The 14,534-nt window shown below is 63.9% G+C and carries 18 protein-coding genes and 1 pseudogene; 4 read left to right on the top strand and 15 right to left on the bottom strand.

All coding sequences use genetic code 11. The features are described 5' to 3' along the window. Nucleotides 1–342: 342 nt before the first annotated feature. From FZ983_RS16905 to FZ983_RS16890, 3 genes are all read right to left on the bottom strand, one after another. Nucleotides 343–1,959 (bottom strand): terminase TerL endonuclease subunit, encoded by a 1,617-nt coding sequence (locus FZ983_RS16905; RefSeq protein WP_188092366.1) that lies wholly within the window; start codon nucleotides 1,957–1,959, stop codon nucleotides 343–345. Then, nucleotides 1,931–2,335 (bottom strand): phage terminase small subunit P27 family, encoded by a 405-nt coding sequence (locus FZ983_RS16900; protein WP_188092365.1) that lies wholly within the window; start codon nucleotides 2,333–2,335, stop codon nucleotides 1,931–1,933. The genes FZ983_RS16905 and FZ983_RS16900 overlap by 29 nt, the downstream gene beginning before the upstream one ends. 459 nt (nucleotides 2,336–2,794) lie before the next feature. Next, nucleotides 2,795–3,418 (bottom strand): phage head-tail connector protein, encoded by a 624-nt coding sequence (locus FZ983_RS16890; protein WP_149224670.1) that lies wholly within the window; start codon nucleotides 3,416–3,418, stop codon nucleotides 2,795–2,797. Nucleotides 3,419–3,554: 136 nt separating this feature from the next. On the opposite strand from FZ983_RS16890, the gene FZ983_RS16885 reads away from it, so the two are divergent. Further along, nucleotides 3,555–3,791 (top strand): hypothetical protein, encoded by a 237-nt coding sequence (locus tag FZ983_RS16885; RefSeq protein ID WP_149224669.1) that lies wholly within the window; start codon nucleotides 3,555–3,557, stop codon nucleotides 3,789–3,791. A gap of 11 nt (nucleotides 3,792–3,802) precedes the next feature. Here FZ983_RS16885 and FZ983_RS16880 read toward each other — a convergent pair whose 3' ends face one another. From FZ983_RS16880 to FZ983_RS16820, 12 genes and pseudogenes are all read right to left on the bottom strand, one after another. Continuing rightward, on the bottom strand, nucleotides 3,803–4,225 hold the full coding sequence (locus FZ983_RS16880; protein WP_149224668.1) for a hypothetical protein: 423 nt from the start codon (nucleotides 4,223–4,225) through the stop codon (nucleotides 3,803–3,805). Between the two features lie 13 nt (nucleotides 4,226–4,238). Further along, entirely contained in the window at nucleotides 4,239–5,399 is a 1,161-nt protein-coding gene (locus FZ983_RS16875) for a phage major capsid protein (protein ID WP_149224667.1), read from the bottom strand. Continuing rightward, entirely contained in the window at nucleotides 5,392–5,928 is a 537-nt protein-coding gene (locus FZ983_RS16870) for an HK97 family phage prohead protease (RefSeq protein WP_149224666.1), read from the bottom strand. The genes FZ983_RS16875 and FZ983_RS16870 overlap by 8 nt, the downstream gene beginning before the upstream one ends. Beyond that, nucleotides 5,925–7,183: pseudogene (locus tag FZ983_RS16860) on the bottom strand (phage portal protein). Before FZ983_RS16860 ends, FZ983_RS16870 begins: the two are co-directional and overlap by 4 nt. Before the next feature lie 76 nt (nucleotides 7,184–7,259). Further along, the gene (locus tag FZ983_RS16855) at nucleotides 7,260–7,700 is read right to left on the bottom strand and encodes a hypothetical protein (protein WP_149224663.1); all 441 of its coding nucleotides are present in this window, start codon (nucleotides 7,698–7,700) and stop codon (nucleotides 7,260–7,262) included. A 7-nt stretch (nucleotides 7,701–7,707) separates the two neighbouring features. Further along, nucleotides 7,708–8,328, bottom strand: coding sequence for a hypothetical protein (locus FZ983_RS16850; protein WP_247883796.1), 621 nt, complete (start codon nucleotides 8,326–8,328; stop codon nucleotides 7,708–7,710). After that, the gene (locus tag FZ983_RS34130) at nucleotides 8,291–9,217 is read right to left on the bottom strand and encodes a helix-turn-helix domain-containing protein (protein WP_188092364.1); all 927 of its coding nucleotides are present in this window, start codon (nucleotides 9,215–9,217) and stop codon (nucleotides 8,291–8,293) included. Before FZ983_RS34130 ends, FZ983_RS16850 begins: the two co-directional genes overlap by 38 nt. A 146-nt stretch (nucleotides 9,218–9,363) precedes the next feature. Then, on the bottom strand, nucleotides 9,364–9,651 hold the full coding sequence (locus tag FZ983_RS16840) for a hypothetical protein (RefSeq protein WP_149224662.1): 288 nt from the start codon (nucleotides 9,649–9,651) through the stop codon (nucleotides 9,364–9,366). Between the two features lie 51 nt (nucleotides 9,652–9,702). After that, nucleotides 9,703–10,254 carry a hypothetical protein gene (locus tag FZ983_RS16835; protein WP_188092363.1) on the bottom strand — a complete coding sequence of 184 codons (552 nt, stop codon included), beginning with the start codon at nucleotides 10,252–10,254 and terminating at the stop codon, nucleotides 9,703–9,705. 249 nt (nucleotides 10,255–10,503) lie between these two features. Continuing rightward, nucleotides 10,504–11,136, bottom strand: coding sequence for a hypothetical protein (locus tag FZ983_RS16830; RefSeq protein WP_149224660.1), 633 nt, complete (start codon nucleotides 11,134–11,136; stop codon nucleotides 10,504–10,506). Nucleotides 11,137–11,219: 83 nt separating this feature from the next. Further along, complete coding sequence (locus FZ983_RS16825) at nucleotides 11,220–11,996, bottom strand: hypothetical protein (protein ID WP_149224659.1); 777 nt, start codon at nucleotides 11,994–11,996, stop codon at nucleotides 11,220–11,222. Between the two features lie 54 nt (nucleotides 11,997–12,050). Further along, nucleotides 12,051–12,254 carry a hypothetical protein gene (locus FZ983_RS16820; RefSeq protein WP_149224658.1) on the bottom strand — a complete coding sequence of 68 codons (204 nt, stop codon included), beginning with the start codon at nucleotides 12,252–12,254 and terminating at the stop codon, nucleotides 12,051–12,053. A 121-nt stretch (nucleotides 12,255–12,375) separates the two neighbouring features. Here FZ983_RS16820 and FZ983_RS16815 point away from each other — a divergent pair, with 121 nt between their 5' ends. The 3 genes from FZ983_RS16815 to FZ983_RS16805 all read left to right on the top strand — a co-directional run bounded on the left by FZ983_RS16815 (nucleotide 12,376) and on the right by FZ983_RS16805 (nucleotide 14,466). Next, the gene (locus FZ983_RS16815; protein WP_149224839.1) at nucleotides 12,376–12,597 is read left to right on the top strand and encodes a helix-turn-helix transcriptional regulator; all 222 of its coding nucleotides are present in this window, start codon (nucleotides 12,376–12,378) and stop codon (nucleotides 12,595–12,597) included. Nucleotides 12,598–12,608: 11 nt separating this feature from the next. After that, complete coding sequence (locus tag FZ983_RS16810) at nucleotides 12,609–12,971, top strand: hypothetical protein (protein ID WP_149224657.1); 363 nt, start codon at nucleotides 12,609–12,611, stop codon at nucleotides 12,969–12,971. A 1,030-nt stretch (nucleotides 12,972–14,001) separates the two neighbouring features. Further along, nucleotides 14,002–14,466 carry a helix-turn-helix domain-containing protein gene (locus FZ983_RS16805; protein ID WP_188092362.1) on the top strand — a complete coding sequence of 155 codons (465 nt, stop codon included), beginning with the start codon at nucleotides 14,002–14,004 and terminating at the stop codon, nucleotides 14,464–14,466. Nucleotides 14,467–14,534 lie beyond the last annotated feature (68 nt).

Raw genomic sequence — 14,534 nt, 5'->3', positions numbered from 1 at the left:
CCCACACTTTCGCGCGGATTGGGACGGCTGTTTGTGGACGGTCGCGGACACCTACTTGTCCCACTCGTCCTCCGGTGGTATATATGAGGCATGGGCGCTTACGGAGACAGTGGTCTCCGTGCTCCAGGCGTCAGCATGTTGCACAGTGTCACCTATAACGTTCCTCGGCGGGATCTTCATTCTTGCGATGGTAATGCTGGTCATCAGCGACCGGAAAGGAGAGGTCACCATGGGAACTAACGGTCATCTGTCAAACTTTGTTGTCGGTTACATCGCCAGCATCGCCGCAACTCTGACCCTGTCGCCGTAAGCGCCTATCAAACCTATCGGCTGAATGGCCGTTTACACATACAGAACGCCCTCCCGCCGGCTGTCGCTCTCGTAGACGCTGGGGCCGGTTTCGCCGGCAAGGATGCGCCCCACGGCCATGGCCGCACCTACGGCGCCGTCGATCCGGCCGGTGCTGCGATCCTTGCTGAACTTCTCGTTCTCCGCGTCATCCCGCACGGCGCGGATGTTGGCGAAGCACATGCGCATGATCGGGTTGCCGCCGTGGCGGAGCTGCCCGCCCAGGATCGCGCGCTTCAGCTCCTTCACCGGGGCGGCCATGCTGGCGAAACCCTGCCCGAACTCGGCAACCTTCAACCGCTCCCGTTGCAGCGCCGCGGTGACGGCGGTGCTGTTCCATCGGTCGATGGCGACTTCCTGAAGGTCGTACCGCTTCGCCAGCGCCACCACATGGGCGATCACCGCGGCGTGGTCGACGCGGTTCCCCTCCGTCACGGTCAGCAGCCCGTCCCGCTCCCAACGCACATAATCGGCCCGGTCTTTCTCCGCCTTCTGCGCCAGCGTCGCCGCCGGCAGGAAGAACATGGGCAAGACGTCATAGGTGCGGTTGTCATCGCTCCCATCCGGGAACACCGCGACCACGGCGGTCAGATCCTCCACACTCGACAGGTCGACGCCAACCCAGCACGCCCGGCTTTCCAGGTCGGCCGGCGGCGTCATCGGTTCGGCCCGGTCGTAGAGCGTCAGGTCCACCCACGGGTTGGCCGCTCCGTCCTGCCAGATGTTCAGGTGGAAGCGCTTGAAGTCGGCAAGGTCGGCCGGGAAATGCTCGATGCGCCGCGCCTTGATGCGCAGCTCGTCCATCGACAGGAAGCCGGCAGCTAGCGCCGGGTTCGCCGCGTGCCATTCTCGCTCGTCCTGCCAATCGGCCTCGGGATCGGCGGCGAAGATGATGGGTGCGAAGGTTGGATCCTCCACCTCCCCCCGAGCAACGGCAAGGCTGTATCCCCAAAGGTCGAAGGCCAAGCCGCCCTGTCCTTCGCCGGCCGTCGAAATGACGACGGTCAGCGGCTCGTCCCGCTTGACCATCGAGTCGCGCACGACGTTGAACAGCTTGCGCCCTTCAGCCGTCGGCCACGCATGGATTTCGTCCGCCAGGAAGAAGGAGGCGTTCATGCCGTGCTTACTGTAGGCCTCGGACGAAATGGCCTTCAGCACGCCCCGCGTCCGCCGGTGGTTCAGCAGCTTACGCGACTCCACCGGGGCCACGCGCTGCAACAGGATACGATCCTGTTTGATCATCTCCATCGAGTGCTTGAAGGCGATGCCCGCGTTCTCCCGGTCGGCGGCGGCCTGGATCACCTGTCCGCCGGCCTCGGCTTCCGGCCCCATGAAGTGCGCCAGCGCCAGCGCAGAGGCGAGCGTCGTCTTGGCGTTGCCGCGCGGGATCCAGATGCAGGCCAGACGCACCAGCCGCCGGCCGTCGCGCGTGCTGGGGCCATAAATGCGGCGGATGATCGCCTCTTGAAACGGGTTCAGCACGAACCGGCTCCCGGCGTGCTTGCCCTCCCATAGGCGCAGCATGCGGACGAACCGGCAGATGCGATCCGCCCGGCCGGACGGGTCCGGGTAGAGCGCCGGATCAGGACAGAAGGTCGGAGTCCCAACCACCGTTGTCATCCTCGTTTTCGCCCCCCTTCACGCCCCGCCGATGGGGCGTCAAGCCCAGTTCGGCAGCCAGCAAACGGCCCTCGCGCATGGCGGCTTGCTGCATCCTGAAGGCGGGGTGGGGTTTCGGGCCGGTATCGCTCTTGATGATGCGGCCTTCCGTCGCCATGAGTTCCTCGCACTCGCGAACCTGCCCGACGGCGACGCAATAACTCTCAAGCGTTGCAAGGACATCGTCAGCCAAAAGCTTCCGACCGTGCAGCTCCTTCGCCGCGCGCTTCCATTCCTTTTTCGCGTGCTGGGGGAGCCAGGACGGCGGCGGCGGACACCGCTTCGCCGGCCGTTCGGCCTCCACCGGGGCGGACTTCCGGCCCTTCATAGGAGAAAATCCCATTTTCCCGGAGAGTGCGCGCAAGACCCCCCACCGGTCCCGGCCCCCTCGGACGGAAATTCCGAACCCCCTATCCCCCCAGGCGCGGGGGCGGGTGTGCCGCCCGAACCCGGCCGCCAAGCGCCCCGATCCGGCCCCATGCTCTTGGCGTTGTGGCAACGCTCGCACATGGGTTGCCAGTTGGAGCGGTCCCAGAACAGGCGCTGGTCTCCCTTGTGGGGCGTCCGATGATCCACCCTGGTAGCTGGGGCGCCACAGGCGCACAGGCGGTTCTGCGGGCGCCCCAGGAACGCCTTGGCCGCCTTCTCCCACGCCTTGGTGTAGCCGCGTTGCCGGGCGGTTCCCCGCCGGGCGTCGTAATCCTTGGCGCATAGGGGGCAGCGGCGGCCCGTGTAGGACGGGTGTCCGGGGTGGTGGCAGTGCTTGGGCGGGGCGCTGGGCATGGCGTCACCCTCCCATCGGGATCTGACGGTAGGGCTGCAACAGCCCCTCCACCTCGGGCGGGAGGGTGGCGCCCCCGGCGTGAGCGCCAACCCAATATTCGGTGCGTCCCGCACCGTCGGTTTCTTCGGCCTTCACCAGCGGGTCGCGGTCCCGATCATACCACCAGTTCCGCACCAGCATGATGGCCGCGCGCTCCAGGTCCTCGGGCAGGGTGCGGCCGGGATCGCCGGGCAGGACATAGCCGGCGGTGTAGGTCGCCACGATCCGCCCGGCCCGCCACAAGCGGCGGGTGTCCGGGTCGGTCAGCCGGTAGGCCAAGCCGGCGGCGCCGTCCACCTCGAAGGCATCCGGCGGCAACTGCGCCCCGCCCTCCAAGAGCGACCCAACCGACAGCACAGGCCAGCGGGACAGGCTGACCGACTCCGCCGGGCCGGTCAGCCAAACCGACTCCCGCACGGTCTCAGCCGCGAAGGAGCGGCGGCACCAATGCTCAATCGCGGCCGATGCCCGGTCAATCGACAGGGCGAACCAACCATCATCGCCCGTACCGCTTTCGCGCAGCTCGGCCTTGATCGTGTCCAGGGTGGTGAAAGCGTGCGACGCGGCGGGTGTGATGACGGTCAGCATGGGGAACCTCACACGGGCGGGTTGGTAATGGGAAAGCGGCCGGGCTGAGGGCAGCGCTTGGGCGGGGTGACAGGCATTTCCAACTCTTCGTCCCAGTGTGCTATACGCCGATGCCAAATTGCTTGGAGTGTTCACAATGCTCATGGGAACTGTGTTTGACATTGGCATCGGCATCACCTCTGGGGTGGCAGCCTTTTTCTGGTTTCGATCCGCCGCAGGTAAATTGCCGGCTATGGTCGCTTACTACGATGCTGCGCCTCCAACCGATCCGTTCTTTCAAGCAATGCAACGGAGCGCCAGAATGAACCGTTGGGGGGCCGCCTTCAGCGGATTGGCGGCGGCCTTGTCCGTGCTCAAACTGGCGTTCTCATAGCTTTACGCTTTTCACACGGGCGGGTTGGCGGTGGGCATGCTGTGCGGGTGCCCCAGCACGGCGACGGCGCCGATGTCCGCGGCGGCGGCGTTGCCGGCCGGGGTGACGGTCAGCCGGACATACCGCTTGAACCCGGCATAGCCCACCTTCCGCGTCTTGCCGTCATCGGCCGCGGTGAAGCCGGCAAGGGCCTCGTTGCCCAGAAGCTGGGTATTGGGCACCGCGGCGGCGTCGGACAGGTCCGGAGCGTCGCCGTCCTCCACCAGCACGGCGAAGGTCGCGTCGGCATCGGCCAGGGTGCCGGCCATGATGACGAAGGTCAGCGACGCGAAGCCCATCGTGTCGATGACGGAACCCACCAGTGGCGTGTTGTCGGCGACGCGGGTGCAGGCGATGGCCGGGAGCGGATGGACGTGGTTGAACAGGTCGCGCATGGTCGTGGCCTCCTTACGCCGCGATCTTCAGCTTGCGGAGCGCTTCCGCCTTGCCCACCCCGCCGGCAACGCGGCGCCGGCCGTGGAAGCGGGTCATGCCCTTGATGGCGATGGTGAACGGGTCGCGCAGGATGGACAGGGGCACGCGGTCGAAGATGCGGTAGCCGGCGTTGAAGTCGCCGAACGCCACCGGGAAGGCGCCTCCCGCGACGGCGGGCATGTCGGGCGCCTCCACCACCGGCCGCCCCAGGATCGTAGGCGGGGTGTCCGCCTTCAGCCCGTCGGACCACAGGTAGTTGCCCTGTCCGTCCTTCAGCTTGCGCACGGTCGCCGTGGTCGCGCTGTTCATCATCCAGACGGCGCCGGCCCGGTAAGGGGTGGGCAGGGCATAGTAGAGGTCGATCAGCCCGTCCGCGGTGATCTGGGAGGCATGACCGCTCTTGGTGAAGCCCACCCCGGTATCGTTCATGAAGCCCATCGGCTTCTTGACGCCGTTGCCCGCCACGAAGGCGGCACCCTCCTTCGAGCCGAACTCTTCGCCGAACTCGAAGGCCAGAAGCGCGCCGATGTCGAAGGCGGAGTCCTCCAACAGGCTGTTGGGCACGTCGACATAGGCGGTCAGCTCGGCAACCTCGTAGGTCGCGGCGCCGAAGGTGACGGTCGTTTCCTGCCGCTCCTCGGTGTCGCCGGTCCACTGCGCCGTCATGCCACCGATGCGCTTGGGCATGGTGGCGGAACCGGTGCCGACGTTGCGGACGTTGGCGACGGCGCGGACGGGGGAGAACAGGACGACGTTGCGCTGCAGCTCGGGAATGAACTCGCCGGGAGCCAGAACGCCGCCCGTGGTGTCGTCCGACGTTGCCAGGGAACGCACCTCGTCCGCCGTCATGCCTTCCCGGCCGTTGCGGATGAAGGACAGGAAGGCGCGGGTTTCCGAGGCCGGCCCCTGCTGCTGACGCTGTTCCTGCTGCGAACCGGGACGGCGAAGCACGCGCTCCACCGCTTCCAGGCGAGTGCGCATCTCCGTCACGCTGGCCTCGGTGCCGTCGAGGCGCTGGGTCGCGGCGCCGGTGAACTCGTCCAGGGCGGCGCGGATGTCCGCGGGGTTGTCCTGTTGCTGCTGTTCTTCGCGAATTTCCCAGGTGCGGGGCTGGGGGTGGAAACCGTTACGCATGCTTGCCTCCGATGATCGCCGCGGCGCGGCGGATGTGGTTGACCAGCCCAGCCGGGCCGGCGGTCGCGGAACGAACGTCCGTCACCCGCGCGCCCGGATTGGACGGCCGGCGGACGGGAGAGATTTCGATCAGGTCGGCTTGGCGGATGGCGACAGTCCCATCCGCAAGGGTGTCGGTCAGCCGGCGGCGGAACCCGACCGACAGCCCGCCCAACTCCCCCGCCTTCATCATCGCGTGAGCCTTGCGCCCGCTCGGGCTGGTCAGATCCAGCCGGCCGCGGACGAACAGTCCGGACGGCGCCTCGCGGATATCCAGCCACGCGCCGATAACGACGGAAGGGGAATGCTGCAACAGCATCATGGGCATGGTGCCGGCGGCCCGGTGCTCGGTCAGGGACGCAGCGAAGGCGCCCGGCATGAACACGGTGTTGTAGCTGTCGACCGTGCCATAGGCGTTCGCGGCGCCGCTGAAGGTGCCGGCGTCTTCCGCCGCGAACCGGATCTCGATGTCATGGTGCAGGATCGTCATGGGGCGTTCCCTTCGGTCGCGGCTGGATCGAGCGGGTTGACCGGAGCGGCGTTGACGGGCCGGGTGAAGACCTTTCCCGAGCCATCCGGGGCCGGCGGCATGTTCTCTTTCGCCCGCGCTTCATCGGGGCACAGGACGCCGTGCGAAATGGCCGTGGCGTATGCCGTCATCCGGGCTGCAAGATCGGCGCGTGCGAGGTCGTCAAGCATGAACTCGAAGTAGAGGGTTTCCCGTTCATCTTCGGTCAGAAGGGAAACCGCCAGCGCGTCACACCAGATCTTCAAAATAGGCAGTAGGCAGAACGTCAAAAACTGCTGCCCCATTGCTTCGGCGTTGTTGTGGGTCGCGCGGTCCAGTTCATTCAGCATGTGGAGCGGGATGCGCCAGAAGCGGGACACTTCCGCAATCTGTGGCGCCGCATCTCCAGAGTCTGGGCGTCGACGCTGGAAAGCTGAAGCGGCTCGAAGGTCATGCCTTCTTCCAGGATCATCGTCCGGCCGGTATTGGCGTTGCCGGTGTACCAGTTGGAGAAACCGGCCTTCAGCCGCCCCAGCACGGTATCGCTCAAGCTCTTGGGGTGCTTCAGGATCCCCGACGGCTTGGCGCCCCGACCGAACAGGCCAGCGCAGTGGGTCTCCAGCGTCATGGCAAGGCCGATGGCCTCCCGCGCCAGATTGACCGGGGAGGCGCCCTTGTAGGTGTCCAGCCCGACGCCGCGGACGTGGAAGATATCCCGGCGGCCATAGTCGCGGGTTTGCCCGTCCTCGGTGGTGACGGTGTAGATCGGTTCCAGGGTCAGCGGGTTTTGCTTTACCGCGACCCGCCGGGAGTCCAGCGGGATCATCTCCGCCGGCCGGCCCTCATTGTCCCGGACGATGAACCCGTACCCGTTGCCGGCGGCGGCGAAGTGGGTGCCGACGATCAACCGGAACTCAGCGGCCGGCGTCCATGGGTTCGCCATCTTCGCGACGATCCGATAGGCGGGATGGTCGGTCGCCCGCTCCCGGTCATCCGTGCCCGTCTTCCGGTAAAGGTGGACCGGCAGTTGCGCCAGCGTCTCCCCGATGATCCGAATGCAGGCGTGCGAGGCAGAGCACTTCAGCGCCGTTTCCAGCCCGACATTCACCCCCGCGACGGTCGGGCCAGCGGCTCCCAGCACTTCCGCGACGTACGGGTTATCGAGCGAGAAGGCTTCCCCACGGGTTTCGGGGGCAGGGGTGGAGTTGCCGAACAGGGAAGCGATGAACTGGCGCATGGTGTGCCCAAGTCAATGGAGCGGCGTTTCCTCCACATTCTTGGTCGGTTACTGAAATGAAAAGGGGTATTCAATTTCAGTAGAGCGCATCCCGTTCAGCGGTATTCAGGATCTCGAAGATGCGGCGCCGGCTGGTGGGGAACCGGAGATCCGTCTTCATGATTTCCCACAACAGGGCGGCGGTGGGATCGGTCGGCGGGGTATCCTGGTCCCGGTGCTGGCGCCATGCGGCGGCGGCGTAGCGCTGCTGAACGATCAGGATCCGTTCGGCGGCATCCCAGGCGGACAGCTCGGGCCAGCGCTCGCGCCACAGCCGAAGGATCAGGGCGTCGCGATGCTGGCGCCGCTCCACCCGCCACCATGGCGGTTCACCGGGGGAGCGGTCCAGGCGAAGCGCCCGCTCCATGCCCTGTTCCGGATCGGACAGGTAGGCTCCCAGGCGAGCGGACAGCCACGCCCGATCATCGGGGGTGTCCTTGCCGGCGGCAACGCGGCGGATGCGGTCAACGGCTTCCACGGTGGGCCTATCGGGGCTGTGTGCCGGGCATGCGCTTGATGCGCTGGTCAGGGTCGGGAAGGCCGATGGAGGCGCACAATTCCCGCACGCGCGCCTTCTCCGCTTCGGTTGCCGGGGGCACGGCGTCGTCTTGCCGCTGGCGGGCCAGCATGGCGCGGGCGCCGTTGTTGCCCTTGGCGAGCACGCTCAGCCGCTCCCATTGCGCCCGCAGATGCGACCGTTCGGCATCCAGAGCGGCGGCCAACTCCGGCCAACTCGGCCACCACATCGGCCGGTCAGCGGTGGAGAGCCGCTTCATGACCCGATCCAGCGCTCCGAGGTCGTTGATGATCGCCGCGGGATACTCGGCCCGCAGGATCGAAGAAACCGCACCCATCAGCTTGCTTTCGGGCGGCAGCTCCTTGCCGGCGCAGAGGTTCGCCAGATGCGCCACGAAGGCTTCCGCCTCCCCTTGGGTCGCCGGCCTGGAACGGACCTTCAGCACGCCCAACGCATGCACCGCCTCGCGCTTCATCGCGTCGGTGATGACGGCCGGCGGCTGCCAGGGAAGCGGCCGGTTCTCGGTCCCATGCTCGGTGAACACGACGGTTTCAGGCGTCTTCAGCGCAGCCTGCAAGGTCGCGGTCAAGTATTCGCTGGAAGCGGTTTGCTGGGGCCGAAGGCCGTACGGATTGAATTCCACGACGTTGCTCATGCGGCGTTCCTTCAGGCATCGGGCGGTTGCGGGTGGCGAGTGCGTCGGCGATCCGTTCGTCGAAGAAGGCCAGCGCGGCCGGTGGCGCCTGGGATCGCTCGGCCATCGTCCGGCAGGTGCCGGCGAACACTCCGTCGCAGAGGTCGACATCGGCACCGGCTGCAAGCCAGCGCTGGGCAAACACCAAGTCCTTAGCGTGGGGGTGAGGCCGGCGGTGTGCTTCGCCATAGGCCGCTGTCCGGGCGGCGTCGAAGGCGCGGATGATCGCCTTGGCCGCGGACGTTGCGCCCGCCCGCGTTTCCACCACACCGACTCTTGGTGGATCTAATAACGGGTCGGCGGAACGTGGTTCCCCCTGCTTTGGAGCCACGTTCCGGGCGGAAGCTCCTTCCGGGCGGAACGTGCTTCCCCCTGGTAAGGGGCACCCGGAACCTCCTTCCCCCTGGTCAGAGATATCACCCGGAACCTCGTTCCGCCCGGAACGTGCTTCCGCCCGGAAGGACGTTCCCCCTGCCGTTTCGGCTGGGTCAGCGGCTTCTGCCAGCGCCGCAAGCGCATCGAGGTTGAACCGGTATTCCCGCGGCAGATGCTGTCCCGGCCGCTCTGCGGCTACCAGGATCAGGACATCGATGGCTTCCAGGGCGCGCATGGCGTCACGAACGGCACGATCCGAAATCGCGCAATCGCGAGCGACGCGGGCGTTGCTGGGAAACACCCGGCAGCCCTCATCGTCGGCGAAATCGGCCAAGCGGGCGGCAACCAGCTTCACGGTGCCGCTGGGCAGCTTCGCGCGCCAGACCATGCCCATGACGCGCAAGCTCATTGGCCGCTCTCCGCCGGCTGAAACACGCGGCCATGGCCTGTCTGCCAGCGGGTGCAGGTGCCTTCCGGGTTCATTCCGTCCGTCTCGTTCTGTGTCGCTCGTATCCGCCACAAATAGCGGATGACTGCCGGGCGGGTGGGGCGGCGTTACGCCCCGGCGCCGCCGGCCAGCGCAGCCAGGAAATCGGCCGGCGTGGTGGTGATGATCCGGCGGCGACCAACAGTGACGGACTGAACCGTGCCATCGGCGATCATCTCGTAGAGCTTGGAACGCCCCAGGCCGGCGGCATGGCACCATTCGTTGACGGTGTAGCCCACCTTGTGGACGCGCTGGGAGACGGTGGGGCTGGGGGCGGGCGGCTCGGCTTGATCCAGGCAAACCGGGGGCGTTTGCAGCCGGGGGGTGCGCCCCGGCCGCTCATTCAGTGCATTCATGGGGATTTACCTTGTGAAGAGGGGCGGGGGCATGAAAGCCCCCGGCTGTATTTAGACGTTAGTGTCTTCGTCAGAGGTCATAGCTTCAGCGATAGCCCGCAGTGCATCACCGCTAAGAATGCGCACAGTACGGATCGGCGGCACCTCCTTCTCATCGGCATCAGGAAGTGCGAACAGATGACACAAAGTGTGGCTCTGTTCGTTCAGGGTGAATTTTTCCCAAATCGTGAATGTACCGACATCGCAGTCAACTTCAATGCGGTCAACGTCACGGGCCTTCTTGGGAAGCGCGAGCAATACAGTCAGCGTGTCCCCGAGGGTCCGCTGGCCGGTCAGGGGGCAGCTTTCCTTGTAATGATCGTGACGAGAGTTTGCATCAGGAAGAACATATGATGCGCCAATCTTGAATACCGACGCGAGTCTTCCAGCATTGCGCTTGGTTGAGCTTCCCAGAAGTGCAATCAAAAACAAGGAAACATTCTCAGGAGTAGCTGGAGTGCCGCCACCGGGGCCGGAGCGGGCTCCAGAAAATTGTCCATCGTCCCTGATGGCTCGCTCCCAATCGTACAGTTCGTGCGGGGTCATTTTGAGAGCGGCAGCCATCCCACGCGCGTAAAGAGATCTCAGGTTCATTCTCCAGCACTCACATGTTGGTGATGTCGCAACATCAATTGCAGCGCGCTCATGATGTTGTGACTGTCCCAACATGCCAAGGCGCAAACCACGAACTTTCGTTGATGGATGTCGGCGGCGTACCCCCTAAACGTCATTAGGGGGGTAAGGGCGTTGAGGGGGTGCTGTCCGGCGCAAGGGCCAGCGCGAAGGACGTCCAAAGTGCGGACAACCTGCCCCTCAGGATCGTGCGGCAGCTCCGCGGTGGAGCCGTGCCAGGAACTCCGCCACCTGACGGACGGACTCAAAGAGGCTGGGGCCGTCCCCACCTTCAAAGCCCACAGGGCCGGCTACGACGCGCATCTTCACAATGGCGTCTGTGAGCGTAGATGGGTCAGTTTCATGGATCGCCTGTGCGATGTCGGCGATTTCCCCGGTGAAGGTGTCCGACTCCTTCACAGTGAGATGGTCGGTCGACGCCGTCAGGCCGGCGTTGATGAGTTCCTCCGCCTGAATGAAGGTCAGCCCCAGCGCGGGAATGATGGTCGACTGTGCCGGCGCCAGGGAAGCCGGCATGTCGGTCGGGACATTCAGCCGGCGGCGGACTTCGGCTTCAGCGGCGGCCTTGGCGGCCTCGAGGCTGTCCGCGGGTCCACCGGCAACCCCGGTCATGAACTGCGGGCCGGTGTGCAGCTCCCAGGCGATGATGCGGGGATGCGATCCGGCCGGCGGGATGTCGAAGGCGATCAGCTCGAAGGCGTCGACAATGGCGCGCTGGGCACTGGTGGCGCTCCACATCTCTGACAGCTTGCGCCAGACGATGGGCGAGGCGGGGGCGTTCGCGCCGGCCGGCGCGTTGCTGGGGATCGACATGGGGAATGCTCCGGTGGGTTTCCGCCACGATGGCGGATATGGGGGGTGCCCGATCTTGGCGGACAGTCGACGGGTGGCGGCGATTAGGTCGGCATGGCGGAAGAGTGGTCCGGCCCCTTGACCGGCTGTTCCCGGCCGCGCCGGGCGATGCGTTCCGCCGGGCTGTCGATGGCCTGGATCAGGCGCCAGAGCATGCCGGCGTGCGGATCGTTGGAAACGATGTCGCGGCAGTCCCTGTCCGGATCGTCGCCGAACACGAGCGTGCTCCAAGCGCAATCCGCGTCGATGTACTTGGTCAGCAGATAGCGGAGCTGGATCGCGGTCCCGTCCAGCGTCTTCGGGGTGAACGCCTCGATCCGCTCGCCAATGGCGTCCACCATCTCGCAGTACCGGCCGGACTCGCCATCGGGCGCGCACTGGTAGGCCGTGGCGGCGGCCTGGAAGGCATCCCAGGCGAACAGCAGCTCGATGTCAGGATGGGCGCCCGGCCGGACACCGCGCTTTGGCATGCCGTTCACGCATGCGGGAATGACGCGGCTGCCAGCGCCGTTGGTGTTCGGGTCCGACGGCGGGTCGGTCAGCAGCCGGCGGGCCTTCGACTCGGCGGCGGCCTTGCCGTCATCGGTACTGTCCAGCACGCCCTCCCCCAGGCGTTCGCCGTCCCGCTCAATGGTCCACAGGACGATGCGGGGATGACCGGTGCGCGACAGGGAGTCGTGAACCTCCAGCGCGTAGGGGCCAACCTGTGCGGTGGAGATGGTAACCGACCCGTCGCCGGGGCCGGGAAGCTGGCGGGTGGCCCAGACGATGGGCGTAGCTTGGGCGTTCGCGCCCTTGGGCGCGTTGGTGACGGTCGTCATGGTGGGAGGCTCCTACAGGCAGCGGTGCGCCGCGGTGGCGCACTGGCGGGTGGATCAGGCGGCTATGGCGATGGGGGAGGCGTTGGGCAGATGCTCCAGCTCTCCGCGGTCTTCCTCGGGTTCAAGGTCTGGGTCGCCATCACGGGCGTCCAGCTCAGCAAGCAAGGCGTCTATGGCGGCTTCGATCATGGGGCGGGGCCAGCGCGCCAGCAGGTCCAGCGGCGGGCAAGGCTTGGGCGTGGCGAGAAATGCTCGCATGGGCTGCCTCTATCGTTGAACTCGTACTGTTTTCGGTATAATGTACCGATATCATTATCCTATCGGGACATCAACAGGAAATCGGTACGCTGTCATGACGATCGCTGCTGTTCAGAGCAAGATGGCGCGGGCGGCCGTAGGCTGGGGGGTTCGCGACCTTGCCAAAGAGGCCGGTGTATCCGTTGACACCGTGTCCCGGTTGGAGCGTGGGGAAGAACTCCAACCTCGTACCCTTGCTGCGATCCAGGCAGCCCTTGAAGCGGCCGGCGTCGAGTTCATCCCGGAGAATGGGGGTGGCGCTGGAGTGCGTTTGAGGCAAGCTATCGGGCATAAGACAATTTGATTGAGATAAAAATGATGATGTTAATAAAGCCATTAATTGGCGCGTTGTTCGCTCTATACGCGATTGCTAGTTTCTTTTTCGGTGTTTCTGATTGGAGCAAGCAAAGAGAATACCATGAAGCGTGCCAAAGGCAGATTAGTCTACGCGCCAAGCCGGACGAACAGACCTGGGCTATGATCGGATTTTATGCGCGAGGCGAGAAAGGATTATTTGACATCACATTGGACGCCATCTCATGGCCCGGGAAAATATTTCTACTTTCAACTGAGCCGAATTTGGTGGTTGAGGCCAACCATGCATTTGCAGAGATTGAAAAGACATCTGGTGCAGCATCTCTTGAGCAAAAATATTGCTCGGACATCAAGCGGTCTTAGTTTGAAGCTGTAATGCAAAAGCCCGCCCGGTTCACACCGCGGCGGGCTTTGTCGTCCCTAGGCGCCCCGAAAGGGCGTCGGCTCAACCGACACCCCACCGTGGGGAGGGTGTCCTGGTAGCGTCCATACTGCGGATGCCACCTGTCAGCACTCCTGAAGGGCCTCCATACTGCTGAGGCCCTCTCAGCTCCGGAGAGGGGCCTTGGACTACACCAACATCCATCTGAATAGCCCGTGAGATAGGTGTAGGTCGCGAGCCTACGCCGTACCTGCCGCTGATTCAGTCAGCTCTGACCTGTCCCGAGTCGACCAACAGTTCTACTTCCGCACGACGGATGTGACGGATCGGAGGCTGCTCGCCGCACTTCGTGAAGAAGTTGGACTCGATTATGGATACCTTCAGGGACAATCGAAGACGCTACTGCGTACCGGCACGAAGGCTCGCGTCGGCAGAAAATCTTTATATTTCATGTATTTATATCGAACCTTAGGCCTCGCATATGGGCCTATGCCATTCGGACGCATGCATAGGACCGTGCTCACAAAGTGTGGACCTGGACTTATCACGGTGATAAGTTCTGCCAAGGGTGATCCAGATTTTTCACCACCCGTATATCATTGTAGCAGGTATGCAGGACAGCAAATGGGAGCAATTGATAGTGTGGTCCCTAGACCACTAGAGCCAGATCTAGCGACAACGCGCATTAACGGTATTGCTCGAAGAGGTTATACATTCTGTTGGGACGATGAAGTTAAGCAGAAATTGAAAGATAAAGATCTCGTAATTGGAGACCTTCATTACATACTTCGTCATGGAAAGGTATATGAGCAAGGTCGGTCTTGTACTACCGTGCTGTTTTTTAAATACATAGTGGAGACGCGAACGCCTAACTGGATAAATAAGAGCCTAAGAATTGTGGTTATACTTGGCAACACAGATGAGCTGAGGGTGTGTGATGTTCTCGACTAAATCCAAGCGGATATAATGAAGAACCAAGAGCCGCTTGCCGGAGAAATGAAGAGGGGTGCTATGAACACCGAGATGTATCACTACACAGAATGTGGACTCGATGATGTGTGGATCGCTGGCATAGAGTTCCACTGCGATGCGGCTGGTAAAACGGTGTACCGCATTCCCAATCTGCCCGGACTTCACCGTGAGATAGCCCGCTCGATCGTGTACGAGTCATCTGGCATGACAGGGCAGGAACATAGATTCCTCCGTACCGAGTTGGGCATGACGCAACAAGAGATGGCAAGCCTTCTGCATGTTGAAGCGCTTACCATTAGTCGTTGGGAACGAGGTGAAAACCCTATCGACCAGAATGCGATGACCATAATTCGCATGTTGGCTGTCGAGAAGCTTGAGCTTGAGCAGAAGGAAAGCGTCGAAAAGATTTCGAAGCTTAGCGTTAGTGTTGCTCGGACAGATCCTCTGATAGTTGATGGGTCCAATCCGGATCAATACAAGGCTTCACGCAAGATTGCGGCCTGATCTGAAGATCCCCGCGAGGCAAGACCTTTTGTCTCGCGGGGTGATAATTGTGTTCAGATAATCGGCGG

Origin of the sequence: Azospirillum sp. B21 (assembly GCF_008364825.1) — a bacterium.
Lineage (GTDB): Bacteria > Pseudomonadota > Alphaproteobacteria > Azospirillales > Azospirillaceae > Azospirillum.
Note: the sequence above shows the minus strand (reverse complement) of the source record. Positions and strands in the feature narration are given on the sequence as shown.